This window comes from Rhizobium sp. BR 315 (assembly GCF_050577975.1).
In the GTDB taxonomy this organism is placed as follows: Bacteria; Pseudomonadota; Alphaproteobacteria; order Rhizobiales; family Rhizobiaceae; genus Rhizobium; species Rhizobium miluonense.
Map to the genome: position 1 here is coordinate 1 of NZ_JARWKZ010000037.1, position 16,451 is coordinate 16,451.

The following is a 16,451-nucleotide window of genomic DNA, read 5'->3' on the forward strand; positions in this document are numbered from 1 at the left end:
GATGCGAAAGCGTCGATGCACCGCAGAACATCCGTTCGGCACCATCAAACGGATGATGGCAGGCGGACGTTTCCTGACCAGAAACCTCAAGGGCACCAGAACCGAAATGGCCCTCTCGGTGCTCGCCTACAACATCAGGCGCACCATAAACATAACATCAAAACCCGCATAGACCCAGAAACCAAAAGAGGCCCCGGTCAAACCGGAGCCTCCAAACGTTTCCACACAGGCTGCCGAGAGCCGCCCTTCGTCAATTCCGGATGTCGGATTGAACAGTCGCAATAAGGCTAAGGCCTTATCACATCATGTCCATGCCGCCACTTCAGGCCGCTTGGCGGCCTGAAGCACTAAAAGTGCATGGGCGAAGCTTTATGGACATTCCTGTGATTAGGCCRTTGRCCTATCACATCATGTCCATGCCGCCCATGCCGCCCATGCCGCCCGGCATGCCGCCAGGAGCGTCCTTCTTCGGCAGCTCGGCGATCATGGCTTCGGTGGTGATCAGCAGCGAAGCAACCGAAGCTGCGTCCTGGAGAGCCGTGCGAACGACCTTGACCGGGTCGACGATGCCCATGGCGATCATGTCGCCGTAGACGCCCGTCTGAGCGTTATAGCCGAAGTTGTCTTCGTTCTTGTCGAGGATCTTGCCAACAACGATGGAGGCTTCGTCACCAGCGTTTTCAGCGATCTGGCGGCAAGGAGCCTGCAGAGCGCGGCGAACGATGTTGACGCCGGCTTCCTGATCGTCGTTTTCACCCTTGACGGTGATCTTGACGGAGGAGCGCAGCAGAGCCGTGCCGCCGCCCGGTACGATGCCTTCCTGAACAGCAGCGCGCGTCGCGTTGAGAGCGTCGTCGATGCGGTCCTTCTTTTCCTTGACTTCAACTTCCGTCGAGCCGCCAACGCGGATAACGGCAACGCCGCCAGCGAGCTTGGCAAGACGTTCCTGCAGCTTTTCGCGGTCGTAGTCAGAGGTGGTTTCTTCGATCTGAGCCTTGATCTGGGCAACGCGGCCTTCGATGTCGGACTTCTGGCCAGCGCCGTCGACGATCGTGGTGTTTTCCTTGGAGATCGAAACCTTCTTGGAACGGCCGAGCATGTCGAGCGTAACCGACTCGAGCTTGATGCCGAGGTCTTCGGAGATGACAGTGCCGCCCGTCAGGATGGCGATGTCTTCCAGCATGGCCTTGCGGCGATCGCCGAAGCCCGGAGCCTTGACAGCAGCGATCTTCAGGCCGCCGCGCAGCTTGTTGACGACGAGCGTAGCAAGAGCTTCGCCTTCGACGTCTTCAGCGATGATGAGGAGCGGCTTGCCGGTCTGAACGACGGCTTCGAGAACCGGGAGCATGGCCTGCAGGTTCGAGAGCTTCTTCTCGTGCAGGAGGATGAACGCGTCTTCGAGATCGGCGATCATCTTTTCCGGGTTGGTCACGAAGTAGGGGCTGAGGTAGCCGCGGTCGAACTGCATGCCTTCGACGACTTCGAGTTCGGTTTCGGCGGTCTTGGCTTCTTCAACCGTGATAACGCCTTCGTTGCCGACCTTCTGCATGGCTTCAGCAATATCGAGACCGATCTGCTTTTCGCCGTTTGCCGAGATCGTGCCGACCTGAGCGACTTCTTCCGACGTGTTGATCTTCTTAGCCTTGGCCTGGAGATCCTTGACGACTTCAGCAACGGCGAGATCGATGCCGCGCTTCAGGTCCATCGGGTTCATGCCGGCTGCAACTGCCTTGGCGCCTTCGCGAACGATGGCCTGGGCGAGAACGGTTGCAGTCGTGGTGCCGTCGCCGGCGATGTCGTTGGTCTTCGAAGCAACTTCGCGGACCATCTGGGCGCCCATGTTTTCGAACTTGTCTTCGAGTTCGATTTCCTTGGCGACGGTGACGCCGTCCTTGGTGATGCGCGGAGCGCCGAAGGACTTGTCGATAACGACGTTACGACCCTTCGGGCCGAGCGTTACCTTGACTGCGTCGGCGAGGATATCGACGCCACGAAGCATCTTTTCGCGGGCGTTGCGGCCGAATTTTACTTCTTTAGCTGCCATGTCTAAAAACTCCTGAATTCGCATTGTCCGGGTTTATGGCCCGTCAGCTGTATCGGAAAAGGGAAAACCGGCTGGATTAGCCGATGATGCCCATGATGTCGGCTTCCTTCATGATGAGAAGGTCTTCGCCGTCAAGCTTGACTTCGGTGCCCGACCACTTGCCGAACAGGATGCGGTCGCCAGCCTTGACGTCGAGCGGGATGACCTTGCCGGATTCATCACGAACGCCGGAACCGACGGCGACGATTTCGCCTTCCTGCGGCTTTTCCTTGGCGGTATCGGGAATGATGATACCACCCTTGGTCTTTGCTTCGGACTCAACGCGACGAACGACGACGCGGTCATGAAGGGGGCGGAAATTGGTGCTTGCCATTGTCTAATCCCTCGATCAAATGACATTCACGGATCAGCGGGGATCCGTATGGACTTTGTTAGCACTCAGCATTGGCGAGTGCTAGCGACCGTGATTTAGGGGTGGCTACAGGGCGAGTCAAGAACAGCACTGTGAAATTTTTGCGGCGCCGTTCGGCTTGTTTCGAGGATGATTAACGGCCAAGGCCACCCTGCATAGCATGCCGTTGCAAAGACTCTCCCGTTCTGATCTCGTGCAGAAGGATGTGGCAACGCCCTTTCTCGCTCGTTCCGCCGAGGTTTCCGCCCCGTCGTTTTCGCTGATTGCCGGCGCTGCTTTCGCTTGTCCCTCGAGCCTTGTGCGGCGCAAAAACCTTGTGTGCCGCTCTTGTAATTTGCCGGCCGGTTTGCGATGTCAGCCCGTGATTTATTTGATGCGAGGACGGCATGGGCAAACGGATCGAAAGCTTTCGCGACATCGGCGGACTTTATGACGTTGCGCTCTGCGATGTCTGGGGCGTGCTTCACAACGGCGTCACCGCCTACAAGGAAGCCTCGATCGCGCTCGAAGCTGCCCGCGCCGAAGGGCTGACCGTCGTCCTCATCACTAATTCCCCGCGCGTCGCTCCCAAGGTGGTCGAGCAATTGCGGGCGATCGGTGTTCCCGACAGCGTCTACGACCGCATCATCACCTCGGGCGACGTAACGCGCAAGCTGATCGCCGAAGGCCCGAAGAAGGTATTTCTCCTCGGCCCCGAGCGGGATATTGGTATCCTTGAAGGACTCGATGTGCAACGTGTCGACGTCGGCGAGGCCGAAAGCATTGTCTGCACCGGCTTTTTCGATGACGAGACGGAGACGCCGGACGACTATACGGACATGCTGATGGCGTGGTCCGCCCGCGAGGTGCCGCTCATCTGCGCCAATCCGGATCTCGTGGTCGAGCGCGGCCATCGGATGATCCCATGCGCTGGCGCCATGGCCGCCTATTACGAGCGCCTCGGCGGCCGGACGCGGATTGCTGGCAAGCCGCATCAGCCGATTTATGAGGCGGCACTCGCAGCAGCCCGCGAGGTGAAGAGCGAATTCCCGCTGTCGCGCGTCGTCGCCATCGGCGACGGCATGCCGACCGACGTGCGCGGCGCGCTCGATTACGGTCTCGATCTTCTTTATATCAGCCATGGCATCCACGCCCGCGAATATGTTGTCGACGGGCACACCGACGAAGCTGCACTCGGCGCGTTCCTTGCGCGCGAGCAGGCATCGCCGAAGTGGTGGATGCCGCGCCTTGCCTGAGGAGAGTGGCAGACGATGACCGTTTTCCATCGCAATGAGACGCGCGAACCGCTTCCAGACGCTCTCAAGGGCGGGGTCGTCGCCATCGGCAATTTTGACGGCGTGCATCGCGGCCATCAATCGGTGCTCAATCGCGCGCTGGAGATTGCCAGAGAGCGCGGCGTTCCGGCCCTGGTGCTGACCTTCGAACCGCATCCGCGCACAGTGTTCAAGCCGGATCATCCGGTCTTCCGCCTGACGCCGGCGCCGCTGAAGGCCCGCCTGCTGGAAGCTCTCGGCTTCAACGCCGTCATAGAATATCCGTTCGACCGCGCCTTCTCCCAGCGCTCCGCTGATGAGTTCGTCCATTCGATCCTCATCGATTGGCTGCACGCCTCCGAAGTCGTCACCGGTTTCGATTTCCATTTTGGTCACGACCGTCAGGGCGGCCCGGCCTTCCTGATGAATGCCGGCAGCCACAACGGCTTCGGCGTGACGCTCATCGACGCTTTCCGCGACGAAAATACCGAGGTCATCTCATCGAGCCGTATTCGCACGCTTTTGGCCGAAGGGGAGGTGGCCCAGGTCGCCGGTTTGCTCGGCTATCGCTATACCGTTGAAGCTCCCATCATCGGTGGCGAGAAGCTCGGCCGCACGCTCGGCTTCCCGACGGCCAACATGCAGCTTCCGCCGGAAATATCGCTGAAGGCCGGCATTTATGCCGTCAGGTTCCGTGCAGCCGATGGCGTCATTCGCGACGCCGTCGCGAGCTATGGCCGCCGTCCGACGGTGACCGACAACGGTGCGCCGTTGCTCGAGACCTTCGTCTTCGATTTCAGCGGCGATCTCTACGGCCAAAACTGTTCGGTTTCCTTCTTCGGCTATCTTCGCCCCGAACTGAAGTTCGATGGCCTGGATCCGCTGGTCGCGCAGATCCGCAAGGATGAGGACGAGGCGCGTACATTGCTCGCTGGCGTCCGGCCGCTCGGCGACCTCGATCGGGTCATCGCCTTTAGCTGATTTCATCCAGCAATCGCGCGCGGAGATTGCGGCAGTGCGGTATCTTTTTGCCTTGAGCGGGTAGGCAGATACTGCAATGCTCGTGCTGTAGGGCGCGAGTCGCCGCGCCCGTTTTCCGAAAGGCGCACGGGATGGATAAACGTTTCGGAACGGCGGCCTGCTGGCTGCTCGTCATTCCATATATCGGCTTGCTTTGGGTCCCCTTCTATAACGGTCACGATCCGGTCCTGCTCGGGTTTCCCTTCTTCTATTGGTATCAGCTCGCCTGGGTGCCGGTCACGGCCACCCTGACGTGGATCGCCTATCGGAGCATGCGCAATGATGACTGAGATCGATACGACCGCACTCGCCGTCTTCATCTTCTTTTTGGCGCTCGTGACCGTCATGGGCTTTGTAGCCGCCCGTTGGCGCAGGCCGAAGACCCTTGCCCATATCGACGAATGGGGCCTTGGCGGACGCACCTTCGGCACCTGGATCACCTGGTTCCTCGTCGGCGGCGACTTCTATACCGCCTATACCGTGATCGCCGTCCCGGCCCTTGTCTACACGGTCGGTGCCTATGGCTTTTTCGCGCTGCCTTATACGATCGTCGTCTATCCCTTCGTCTTCATGGTCATGCCGCTTCTGTGGAGGCGCGCGAAGGATCATGGCTACGTTACGGCGGGCGATATCGTGCACGGCCAATACGGCTCGCGTGCGCTCGAATTGGCAGTTGCGCTCACCGGTGTCATCGCCACCATGCCCTACATCGCTTTGCAACTCGTCGGCATGACGGTGGTGTTCAAGGCCCTGGGGCTTCATGGAGAATTGCCGCTTGCCGTCGCTTTCATCATCCTGGCGCTCTACACCTATTCGGCAGGTCTTCGTGCCCCGGCGCTGATCGCCTTCGTCAAGGATATCATGATCTATATCGTGGTGATCGCCGCCATTGCGCTCATTCCGGCGAAGCTTGGTGGCTACGCCAATGTCTTTGCAGCGGCCGATGCGGATTTCAAAGCCAAGGGGGCGGGCAGCTTGCTGCTCGGCGGCAACCAGTACGTCGCTTATGCGACTCTGGCGCTCGGCTCGGCGCTTGCGGCATTCATGTATCCGCATACGCTCACCGGCATCTTCGCCTCCAACAGCGGCAACACCATTCGCAAGAATGCCGTGCTGCTGCCGGCCTATACGCTGCTGCTCGGTCTGTTGGCTCTGCTCGGCTATATGGGCCACGCGGCAAATCTGAAGCTGGACAGCCCGAATGATGTCGTTCCGGCGCTGTTCCAGACATTGTTCCCAAGCTGGTTTGCGGGCTTCGCCTTCGCAGCCATCGCCATCGGCGCCCTCGTTCCCGCCGCTGTGATGAGCATCGGCGCCGCCAATCTCTTCACCCGTAATTTCTGGAAGGCTTACATCGATCCGCAGGTTTCCGATGCTGGCGAGGCAAAGGTCGCCAAGATGACCTCGCTCGTCGTCAAGGTCGGCGCGCTTCTCGTCATCATTTTCTTGCCGACGCAATTCGCGCTCGATCTCCAGCTTCTGGGCGGGATCTGGATACTGCAGACCCTGCCGGCTCTGGTCTTCGGCCTCTATACCAAATGGTTCCGCGCGCCTGCGCTGCTTGCCGGCTGGTTCGTCGGCTTCTTCGGCGGCACCTATCTCGTCTGGGATGCCGGCTGGAAGCCGCTGCATATGGTTCCCCTCGGAGAAGCTGGTTTCACCGTCTATACGGGGCTGCTGGCGCTCGCAGCAAATATCGTTGTATCTGTAGTCCTCAACGCGGTCATGCCGGCTCGCGCGACGGCGCGCGCCTGATCCGAACAGTGCCCTATTGGCCGCGGGCGGAAACGTCCGCGGCCTTTCTATATGTCGCTGGCGTTGTTTCCTCTTCCTTTCCTTGGAAAAAACGCCTATGAACCGGCGGCTATGACCCAATTTCGGCTGAGCCTATCGATACGAATTATTGGCCCGGCCTTCCGCGCGCTTTGAGCTGCCGGAAGGTCCGGGTTTCCGGCGCCCGTTCCCAGGGTGCTTTCAGCCGCCGAAAATCCCCATATGGCTGCGCCAGATGAGGCGCAAGACGCCCGAGACACCGAGGCAATTGTCACGACTATGACCGATACCGCTGAAAAGATGGACTATTCCAAGACCCTTTACCTGCCGGAAACCGATTTTCCGATGCGCGCCGGATTGCCGCAGAAGGAGCCGGAGCTGGTAAAGCGCTGGCAGGAGATGGATCTCTATAAGAAACTGCGCGCTTCTGCTGCCGGCCGCGAAAAATTCGTCCTGCATGACGGCCCGCCCTACGCCAACGGTCACATCCACATCGGCCATGCGCTGAACAAAATCCTCAAGGACGTCATCACCCGCTCGTTCCAGATGCGCGGCTATGACAGCAACTATGTTCCCGGCTGGGATTGCCACGGCCTGCCGATCGAATGGAAGATCGAGGAAAAATACCGCGAGAAGGGCAAGAACAAGGACGAGGTTCCGGTGAACGAGTTTCGCCAGGAATGCCGCGACTTTGCCGCCGGCTGGATCAAGATCCAGTCCGAAGAGTTCAAGCGCCTCGGCATCACGGGCGATTTCGACAATCCCTATTTGACCATGAATTTTCATGCGGAATCCCGCATCGCCGGCGAACTGCTGAAGATCGCCCGCACCGGCCAGCTTTACCGTGGTTCGAAGCCCGTCATGTGGTCGGTGGTCGAGCGTACGGCTCTGGCTGAAGCCGAAGTCGAATATGCTGACGTCGACAGCGACATGATCTGGGTGAAATTCCCGGTGGCCGAAGGTTCGGCTCATCTTGCCGGCGCCTTCGTCGTCATCTGGACGACCACGCCTTGGACGATCCCCGGCAACCGGGCGATCGCTTATTCGTCGCGCGTGTCCTACGGGCTTTACGAAGTCACGGGAGCTGCCAATGACTTCGGTCCGCGCCCCGGCGAAAAGCTGATCTTCGCAGACAGGCTCGCCGAGGAATCTTTTGCCAAGGCAAAGCTCCAGTACAAGCGCCTCAGCGACGTGAGCGCAGCCGATATGGCTGCGGTCATCTGCGCCCATCCGCTGGCCTCGCTCGGCTATGATTTCAAGGTGCCGCTGCTCGACGGCGACCATGTCACCGACGATGCCGGCACGGGCTTCGTGCATACCGCACCCAGCCACGGCCGCGAGGACTTCGACGCCTGGATGTCGCATGCACGCCACCTCGAAGCGCGTGGCATCTCGTCCACCATCCCGTTCCCGGTCGATGATGCCGGCTTCTACACCGCCGATGCCCCTGGCTTCGAGGGTGGCCGCGTCATGGACGACAACGGTAAGAAGGGCAATGCCAACGATCTGGTCATCAAGGCTTTGATCGAGACGAACATGCTGTTTGCGCGCGGCAGGCTGAAGCATTCCTATCCGCATTCCTGGCGGTCGAAGAAACCGGTCATCTTCCGCAATACGCCGCAGTGGTTCGTCTACATGGACAAGGACTTTGCGGACGGCTCGACGCTGCGTTCGCGTGCCCTGAGGGCCATCGACGATACCCGCTTCGTACCCGCCGCCGGCCAGAACCGCCTGCGCGCCATGATCGAGCAGCGCCCGGATTGGGTTTTGTCGCGTCAGCGCGCCTGGGGCGTGCCGATCTGCATCTTCGTCGACGAGCACGGTAACATCCTGCAGGACGACGCTGTGAACGCCCGCATCCTCGAGGCTTTCGAGCAGGAAGGTGCCGATGCCTGGTTTGCCGAAGGCGCACGCGAGCGCTTCCTCGGTGAGAAGGCCAACGAGCCCTGGACGCAGGTCATGGATATCCTCGACGTGTGGTTCGATTCCGGTTCGACCCACTCCTTCACGCTCGAAGATCGTCCGGACCTGAAATGGCCGGCAGACGTCTATCTCGAAGGCTCCGACCAGCATCGCGGCTGGTTCCATTCGTCGCTGCTCGAAAGTGCCGCGACCCGTGGCCGCGCGCCATACGACACGGTCGTTACGCACGGCTTCACCATGGACGAGCAGGGCCGCAAGCAGTCGAAGTCGCTCGGCAACGTCGTCGCCCCGCAGGACGTGATGAAGGACGCCGGCGCCGATATCCTGCGCCTCTGGGTCATGACCACGGACTACTGGGAAGACCAGCGCCTCGGCAAGGCCATCATCCAGACCAATGTTGATGCCTATCGCAAGCTGCGCAACACCATCCGCTGGATGCTCGGCACGCTGGCGCACGACAAGGGCGAAGTGATCGCCTATGCCGACATGCCGGAGCTGGAGCGGCTGATGCTGCATCGCCTCGCCGAACTCGACGAGCTGGTGCGTGAAAGCTACGATGCCTTCGATTTCAAGCGCATTGCCCGCGCCCTCATTGATTTCGCCAATGTCGAGCTTTCGGCCTTCTATTTCGATGTCCGCAAGGATGCGCTCTATTGTGATGCCCCGTCGAGCCTGCGCCGCCGCGCCTCGCTCGCCGTCATCCGCACGATCTTCGATTGCATGGTGACGTGGCTGGCGCCGATGCTGCCCTTCACCACGGAAGAAGCGTGGTTGTCACGCAATCCGTCGGCAACCTCGGTTCATCTCGAGCAGTTCGTAACCGTTCCCACCGAATGGAAGAACGAAGCGCTGGCCGAGAAGTGGAAGAAGATCCGTGCCGTGCGCAGCGTCGTCACCGGCGCTTTGGAAATCGAACGCAAGGACAAGCGCATCGGCTCCTCGCTGGAAGCTGCCCCGGTCGTCTACATCGCCGATCCGGAGCTGCTGAAGGTGCTCGAAGGGCAGGATTTCTCGGAAATCTGCATCACGTCCGGCATTGCCATCGAGGGCGGCGAAGGCCCCGCCGACGCATTCCGTCTTGACGATGCCGCCAAGGTCAGCGTCCTGCCGAAGCTTGCCGAAGGCCGCAAATGCGCCCGCTCCTGGCGCATCACCACCGATGTCGGCTCGGACCCGGAATACCCGGATGTGTCGGCGCGTGACGCCTTGGCACTGCGCGAACTCGCGGCTGTAAACTGAAGAATATTACCGGGTGAATTGCCTTTGCGGCACTCATCCGGTAAAAGCTGCCTGAAAATGGCCTGATTTTTACGGCAGTTGCCGTCAAATGGGGTCCTGTTAAGTTTATTCCGGCATAGCTGGGAAGGGTTTTCATGAGAGCGATGCATAGCGTTCGTGTCGGCGTCAGCTTGACGGCACTTGTGATTGGCTGTGGCGTGATGTCCGGTTGCCTCAGCAGCCCGACTTACGGCACTGACAAGACGGCTGGCGTGCAGCTCCTGGACGATATCGGGGACATGGCTTCCATCTCGGCCGCAACGGCCAAGGACAAGGGCGTTAAGTATCCGAATCGCCCCGGTCTGGTTGTGGGGGGCGACAAGGACAATCTGACCGCGCCGCAGCAGTCGCTGGCAAGCAAGGACAATCCGGCTTGGTTGGAATCGCCTGAAGAGGCCCGCAAGCGTCTTGCCTCAGAAGCTGACCAGAAGAAAAACGACGTCAACTATCGCTCGCCGCTGGCTCAGGCCGATAGCGTCAAGAACCACATGACCGAAGCGCAGCAGACGGCGGCCTATCGCGCCGCGCGCCAGGATCAGGCAGGCACCTACATCGACCAGCGCCGTTATCTGATCGACCCGCCGCAGCAATATCGTCAGGTTTCCGATCAGGCAGCCCTCAACGACGTCGGCACCCCCGAATCGAAGAAGGAAAAGAAGCGCAAGAAGGATGCGGAAGCTGCGCAGCAGTCCACCAACAGCAGCTGGTGGAAGCCCTTCCAATAAGCAATTTGCAAAGCGGCAGCATCAACTGCTGCTTTTCAGTCTTCGGAGCGTTTCGCTTGAAAGAAATCTCTGAGGATGCCGGCGGATGCCGTTTCCCCGATGCCTGAGTAGACTTCCGGTGCGTGATGGCAGGTCGTTTGATTGTAAAAGCGCACGCCATTGTCGACAGCGCCGCCCTTTGGATCCTCGGCGCCGTAATAGAGGCGGCGGATGCGCGCAAAAGAAATGGCCGCGGCGCACATGGTGCAGGGCTCCAGCGTAACGTAGAGATCGGCACCGGTAAGACGCTCTTGCCCCAGTTCCTCACAGGCCAGGCGGATGGCGACGATTTCGGCATGGGCGGTAACGTCGTTGAGCTCGCGAGTGCGGTTGCCGGCCTTGGCGATGATGGTGTTGTCAAGCACGAGAACAGCGCCGATCGGCACTTCGCCACGCTTGCCGGCGCTGCGTGCTTCGGCCAAAGCAAGCTCCATGAAATGATTTGTAGCCGCCATTCAAGATTTTCCACTTAACCGCAGGGGCGCGACCTGATAGGAACACGCCTTAAAAATTCAGGCAAACAACAAATGACAATGGATGACAAGCCCAAGCGGCCTGGGCCGAAACCCTTTAGCGGCGACAAGAAGACGATAAAGCGCGATGGCGCGAAACCGGCAAAGGCCTCTGCCGCCGGTGTGGCGGATGAGGCGGCGGCCGGAGATGGAAAGGCCGAGCGTATTTCCAAGGTGATGGCACGCGCCGGCGTGGCTTCGCGCCGCGACATCGAGCGCATGATCATGGACGGCCGTGTCACGCTGAACGGCGTGCTGCTCGATACGCCCGTGGTCAACGTGACCCTTTCCGACAAGATTGAGGTCGATGGCGTGCCGATCCGCGGCATCGAACGCACGCGTCTGTGGCTCTATCACAAGCCGGCCGGTCTGGTGACCACCAATGCCGATCCGGAAGGGCGCCCGACCGTTTTCGACAATCTGCCGGAAGACCTGCCGCGTGTCATGTCGATTGGCCGCCTCGACATCAATACCGAAGGTCTGCTGCTGCTGACCAATGACGGTGGCCTGGCCCGCGTTCTCGAATTGCCGACGACCGGCTGGCTGCGCCGTTATCGCGTCCGCGCCCATGGCGAGATCGATCAGGAAGCGCTCGACAAGCTGAAGGAAGGCATTGCCGTCGACGGCGTGCTCTATGGCTCGATCGAAGCGACGCTCGACCGCACGCAGGGGTCCAACGTCTGGATCACCATGGGCCTGCGCGAAGGCAAGAACCGCGAAATCAAGAACGTGCTTGGTGCGCTTGGCCTTGAGGTCAATCGCCTGATCCGCATTTCCTACGGCCCGTTCCAGCTCGGCGAGCTGCCGGAAGGCCGTGTACTCGAGGTGCGCGGCCGCACGCTGCGCGATCAGCTCGGTCCGCGCCTGGTCGAAGATGCCAAGGCGAATTTTGACGCGCCGCTCTATAATGCTCCGGCTGTTGCCGATGCAGAAGAGGCGGAGGTGAAGCCTGTGCGCGCGGCCAAGGAGGAGCGCCCGCGTCGCGAGCGTCCCGAAGACAAGCGCGAGCGCGCCCTGAGCCGCCTGGACACCAAGCGTGACGACCGTCGAGATGAGGGGCGCCGCGAAGGCGGCCGCAAGGATGATGATCGGCCGAAGCATCAGCCGGTTGGCCCCCGCCGCAGCGCAAACGTCTGGATGGCGCCCGGCGCCCGTCCGCTCGGCGAAAAGGCAGCTGCAAAGGCTGCCAAGAATGCAAGGACCGCCACAAAGCGCGGCGAAACGGAGCGCCCGCAGCGCAGCGGCTTCGATCGCTCCGACGAAGGCCCTCGCGTCCGCATCAATCGCGTCGACGAAGGCGATGGCGAATGGATCCGTTCGAGCGAAGAAGCCCCGCGCAGATCGCGTGGCGATGACGAGGGCTTCGATCGCAAGCGCTCCCGCGGCGATCGCCCGCAAGGCGACCGGCCTGCTCGTGGGGATCGTCCGTCTGGCGATCGTCCCCGCGGTGATCGAGCGTTTAGCGATCGTCCGCGTGGCGAACGTGGCTCGCGTCCTGAGGGTGGTGATCGCCCTCGTGCGAAGTCCTTCCAGGGTGAAGCCCGTTCCGAACGCTCATTCGGGGATCGCCCGTCGCGCGGCGATCGGCCTTTCGGCGACAAACCGCACGGTGATCGTCCGTTTGGAGACAAGCCCCGTGGCGACCGGCGTCCGCGTGCCGAGGGAGACGAGCGTCCCCGCGGCAAATCTTTCGGCGGCGAACAGCGCTCCGAACGTCCTCGCGGCGATCGCCCGTTTGGGGATCGTCCACCCCGTGGCGACAGGCCCTTTGGTGATCGTCCGCAGGGCGAGCGCTCTTCCGGTGATCGGCCGGCCGGCAAACCATTCGGCAAAAAGCCGGGCGGCGGCAAATCCTTTGGCGGCAAGCCGGGTGGTAAGCCCGGCGGCTCGCGCGGCTTTGGCGGCAAGCCAGGTGGCGCAGGCCGTCCGTCCGGTGGCCCCGGTCGCGGTGGTCCCGGTCGTGGTGGCGCCGGCAGAGGCGGTCCCAAGGGTGGAAGGGGTTAACGCGCTGTGAGGATCGTCGGCGGTGAGTTTCGCGGTCGTTCGCTGGCAGCGCCGAAGTCGAACGACATTCGGCCGACGGCGGACCGCACGCGCGAAAGCCTGTTCAATATCCTGAACCATGCCTTTCCGGGATCGATCGACGGCACCCGGATGATGGACGTGTTCGCCGGCACCGGCGCGGTCGGGCTGGAAGCGGCCTCGCGCGGCTGCCGCCATGTGCTTTTCGTGGAAAGCAGCGTCGAGGGCAGGGGCCTTCTCTGGGAAAATATCGACGCGCTCGGCCTGCACGGCCGCACGCGCATGTTGCGGCGTGATGCGACCGATCTCGGCAGCGTCGGCAACCTCGAGCCTTTCGAGTTTCTCTTTGCCGATCCGCCCTATGGCAAAGGTCTGGGCGAAAAGGCTTTTGCGGCTGCCGCCGCCGGAGGCTGGCTGGTTCCTGGCGCTCTGGCGATCCTCGAAGAGCGTGCCGACGTGACTGTTTCCGTGCCGTCGGATTTCCTGTTTCTCGAAGTGCGCACCTTCGGCGACAGCAAGATGCATTTCTTCCGCTATCAGCCGCAAACGGCTTAACGGTGGAAGGAGAAGGATATGGGCGATTATGCTGATTTCGTCGGCAGCGACTATCCGCTTGCTGCCTCCAGCACGCCGAGCGTCGCAGTCGCTTTCGGCTGCGGCGGCGCCCGCGGTCTTGCCCATATCCATATCATAGAAGCTCTGGACGAACTCGGCATCCGCCCGGTTGCGATCGCAGGCGCCTCCATCGGCTCGATCATGGGTGCGGCCATGGCGGTCGGCATGAGCGGCGCCGAAATCCGCGATCATACGCTTGCAACCGTCGGCAATCGCCCCGCAGTGCTCAACAAGATCTGGAGCTTGCGGCCGATCAGCATGCGGAGCATCCGTTTCGGCCAGTTCAATCTCGAACGCATCCTGCGCACCTTCCTGCCGACCACATTTCCGGAGAATTTTTCGGAATTGCACATACCGCTGAAGGTGGTGACGACGGATTACTACGATCAGGCCGAGGTCGTGATCGAAAAGGGCGAGCTCTTTCCGGTGCTTGCCGCCTCCGCCGCCATTCCCGCCGTGTTCATGCCGGTCAGGCTCGGCGAGCGCGTGATGATCGACGGCGGCATCATGAACCCGGTCCCCTACGAGCATCTGGCCGGGCTTGCCGATATCATCATCGGCGTCGACGTCGTCGGCGGCCCTGAAGGTGGCGGCCGGCATATTCCCAATCGCATCGAAAGCCTGTTTGGTGCCGGTCAGCTGACGATGCAGTCCAACATCGCGCTGAAGCTGCGCCTGCAGGCGCCGCAGATCTTCCTGCGCCCGGCCGTCGGCCGCACCGGCGTCCTCGATTTCCTGAAGGCGCGCGATATTCTCGCCATGTCGGCCGGCGTCAAGGACGAGCTGAAATTCGCCCTCGACCGCGTTATCACGGCAAAGAACTGAGAACATTCAACCGGAGCCTTGCCTTTCGCCTTTCGCCCCGGCGCTGCGCAACCGATAGGGGCTAAGCCCGCTCCGGTTCCTCCTGCGGCAAGGCCACGAGATCGTCGGCATCGCTGTAGGTGTCGGCTGCGCGCTTCGGCTTGACCAGCGGTTCCGGCTTGACCGGACGCGAATAGAGCATGTCGGTTCCGGCCTGCAGCCCCTCGCTCACCTGCAGCACGAGCCGCTGCTCGTCACGCTTGCGGATATCCTCGCCGATGTCATAGGCTTCGGTCTCGCTGACGCCGAGCGCCTCCAGGGTGCGGCGGCCGAAGAGCAGGCCGGATTCCAGCGTTTCGCGCAGCTCGTAGTCGACGCCCTTGTGGCGCAGTTCGATCGAATGAACGCGGTCATACGAGCGGACGAAGATGCGCGCGTGCGGATAATCCGTCTGCACGAGCTCGACGATCTTGTCCGTCACCTCGCGCAGATGCGTGCTGACGACGACGATCTTCGCGCGATCGATACCGGCGGAGCGCAGCACGTCCTTGCGGGTGCCGTCGCCGAAATAGATGCGGAAACCGAAGCTTGATGCCTGGCGGATGCGGTCGGCGGAGAAGTCGATGACGGTCACGTCCCGTCCGCTGGCAAGCAGGATCTGCGCGGCGATCTGGCCGAAACGCGAGAAGCCGATCATCAGCACATCGGAGCCGGCGCCTTCGAAATCCTCGTCCAGCTCCTCCTGCGCATCACCTTTCACCAACCGCTTCGAGAGCGCCGAGCCAAGCGGCGTCAGCGCCATCGATAGCGTGACGATCGCGATCAGCATCGATGCCGTGCTGGCCGAAAACAGGCCGCCGCTGGCGCTGGCCGCACTGAACAAGACGAAGCCGAACTCCCCGCCTTGCGGCAGCAGTCCGGCAATGCGCACGGCGTCATTGTACGATGAGCCTGCCACGCGGCAGAGCGCATAGATGACGACAGCCTTGATGATCATCACGACCGGGACGGCGAGCAGGATCAGCAACCAGTTGTCCAGGATGACATCGAGCTTCAGCGACAGGCCGACGGCGATGAAGAAAATGGCGAGCAGCACGCCGCGGAAGGGCTCGATATCGGCTTCCAGCTCATGACGGTAAGAGGATTCTGCCAGCATCACGCCGGAAAGAAACGCGCCCATCGCCATTGAGAGGCCGGCAAGCTGCATCAAGGTCGCCGATCCCATGACGACGAACAGGGCGGCGGCAATCATCGCCTCGCGTGCGCCGGTGCGGGCGATCACCTGGAACAGCGGCGTCAACAGGTAGCGGCCGGCAATGACCATAGCCGCAACCGCACCGAGGGCGATGGCAAGGTCCGGCAAAGGATTTGAGGTTTCCTTCGCGCCGTCGAGAACGGTGATGAGCGCCAGCAGCGGCACGATGGCAAGATCCTGCAGCAGCAGCATGGAGAACGAGCGCTGGCCGTATTTCGTGTTGACGTCGCCTTGTTGCTCCAGGATCTGCATTGCAAAGGCCGTGGAGGAGAGCGCCAGGCCGAAACCGACGATGATGCTGCCCTTCCAGCCGGCAATATTGCCGAGATAGGCGGCAAGCGTCAGAGCCAAGCCGCTCAGGATGACCTGCGCCGTGCCGAGGCCGAAAATATCGCGCCGCATCTGCCAAAGCCGCGATGGCTTGAGCTCAAGGCCGATGATGAACAAGAGGAAGACGACGCCCAGTTCCGCAACCGCAAGCACGGCCTCGCTATCGCCGATGCCATGCAGGATCGGCCCGATCACGACGCCTGCCGCCAGGTAGCCGAGCACTGTGCCCAGGCCTAGCTTCTTGAAGATCGGCGCGGTGACGACAGTGCCTCCGAGCAGCATCAGGGTTTCGGTGAAGAGACTATTGGGGGCGGACATCGTCTGTTTCTTTCCGTAGAGCAGGCGGTATTGCGACACATGGCCATCGTAAACAACCAGGCGTGAAGGGATTAGAACAAGAATCGGCTTTGCCGCCCTTGATGCTTCATGTAGTGCACAATAAATGG

The 16,451-nt window shown here is 61.4% G+C and carries 14 protein-coding genes; 10 read left to right on the forward strand and 4 right to left on the reverse strand.

Annotation, left to right across the window (positions count from 1 at the left end):
- Positions 1-172, forward strand: a 172-nt coding sequence (locus tag QD409_RS25830) for a transposase (protein ID WP_430764040.1), incomplete at its 5' end; no start/stop codon positions are given.
- Positions 173-403: 231 nt separating this feature from the next.
- Here QD409_RS25830 and groL read toward each other — a convergent pair.
- Together groL and groES are read right to left on the reverse strand one after the other, a co-directional pair.
- Positions 404-2,044, reverse strand: coding sequence for a chaperonin GroEL (groL, locus tag QD409_RS25835; RefSeq protein ID WP_092846898.1), 1,641 nt, complete (start codon positions 2,042-2,044; stop codon positions 404-406).
- Between the two features lie 76 nt (positions 2,045-2,120).
- Positions 2,121-2,417, reverse strand: coding sequence for a co-chaperone GroES (groES, locus tag QD409_RS25840; RefSeq protein WP_092846900.1), 297 nt, complete (start codon positions 2,415-2,417; stop codon positions 2,121-2,123).
- Positions 2,418-2,842: 425 nt separating this feature from the next.
- On the opposite strand from groES, the gene QD409_RS25845 reads away from it, so the two are divergent.
- The 6 genes from QD409_RS25845 (at position 2,843) to QD409_RS25870 (ending at position 10,428) form a co-directional block, all read left to right on the forward strand.
- Positions 2,843-3,691, forward strand: coding sequence for a TIGR01459 family HAD-type hydrolase (locus tag QD409_RS25845; RefSeq protein ID WP_092846902.1), 849 nt, complete (start codon positions 2,843-2,845; stop codon positions 3,689-3,691).
- Positions 3,692-3,706: 15 nt separating this feature from the next.
- Positions 3,707-4,690 carry a bifunctional riboflavin kinase/FAD synthetase gene (locus QD409_RS25850; protein ID WP_092846904.1) on the forward strand — a complete coding sequence of 328 codons (984 nt, stop codon included), beginning with the start codon at positions 3,707-3,709 and terminating at the stop codon, positions 4,688-4,690.
- 131 nt (positions 4,691-4,821) lie between these two features.
- The gene (locus QD409_RS25855; protein ID WP_092846906.1) at positions 4,822-5,019 is read left to right on the forward strand and encodes a DUF3311 domain-containing protein; all 198 of its coding nucleotides are present in this window, start codon (positions 4,822-4,824) and stop codon (positions 5,017-5,019) included.
- Positions 5,009-6,484, forward strand: a complete 1,476-nt coding sequence (mctP, locus tag QD409_RS25860) for a monocarboxylate uptake permease MctP (RefSeq protein ID WP_092846908.1) — start codon at positions 5,009-5,011, stop codon at positions 6,482-6,484. The genes QD409_RS25855 and mctP overlap by 11 nt, the downstream gene beginning before the upstream one ends.
- A gap of 297 nt (positions 6,485-6,781) precedes the next feature.
- Positions 6,782-9,664, forward strand: a complete 2,883-nt coding sequence (gene ileS / locus QD409_RS25865; RefSeq protein WP_430764041.1) for an isoleucine--tRNA ligase — start codon at positions 6,782-6,784, stop codon at positions 9,662-9,664.
- A gap of 134 nt (positions 9,665-9,798) precedes the next feature.
- A complete protein-coding gene (locus QD409_RS25870) occupies positions 9,799-10,428 on the forward strand; it encodes a hypothetical protein (RefSeq protein ID WP_092846912.1) in 630 nt (209 codons plus the stop codon).
- Positions 10,429-10,463: 35 nt separating this feature from the next.
- On the opposite strand, the gene QD409_RS25875 is transcribed toward QD409_RS25870, so the two are convergent.
- Positions 10,464-10,922: a nucleoside deaminase gene (locus QD409_RS25875; protein WP_092846914.1), complete on the reverse strand. Its 459-nt coding sequence runs from the start codon at positions 10,920-10,922 to the stop codon at positions 10,464-10,466.
- 72 nt (positions 10,923-10,994) lie between these two features.
- On the opposite strand from QD409_RS25875, the gene QD409_RS25880 reads away from it, so the two are divergent.
- The 3 genes from QD409_RS25880 to QD409_RS25890 are packed head-to-tail and all read left to right on the forward strand — an operon-like array spanning position 10,995 to position 14,441.
- Positions 10,995-12,983: a pseudouridine synthase gene (locus tag QD409_RS25880; RefSeq protein WP_430764034.1), complete on the forward strand. Its 1,989-nt coding sequence runs from the start codon at positions 10,995-10,997 to the stop codon at positions 12,981-12,983.
- 6 nt (positions 12,984-12,989) lie between these two features.
- Complete coding sequence (gene rsmD / locus QD409_RS25885; protein WP_430764035.1) at positions 12,990-13,556, forward strand: 16S rRNA (guanine(966)-N(2))-methyltransferase RsmD; 567 nt, start codon at positions 12,990-12,992, stop codon at positions 13,554-13,556.
- An 18-nt stretch (positions 13,557-13,574) separates the two neighbouring features.
- Positions 13,575-14,441 carry a patatin-like phospholipase family protein gene (locus QD409_RS25890; RefSeq protein WP_092846920.1) on the forward strand — a complete coding sequence of 289 codons (867 nt, stop codon included), beginning with the start codon at positions 13,575-13,577 and terminating at the stop codon, positions 14,439-14,441.
- Positions 14,442-14,502: 61 nt separating this feature from the next.
- On the opposite strand, the gene QD409_RS25895 is transcribed toward QD409_RS25890, so the two are convergent.
- Positions 14,503-16,323: a monovalent cation:proton antiporter-2 (CPA2) family protein gene (locus tag QD409_RS25895; RefSeq protein ID WP_092846922.1), complete on the reverse strand. Its 1,821-nt coding sequence runs from the start codon at positions 16,321-16,323 to the stop codon at positions 14,503-14,505.
- Positions 16,324-16,451 lie beyond the last annotated feature (128 nt).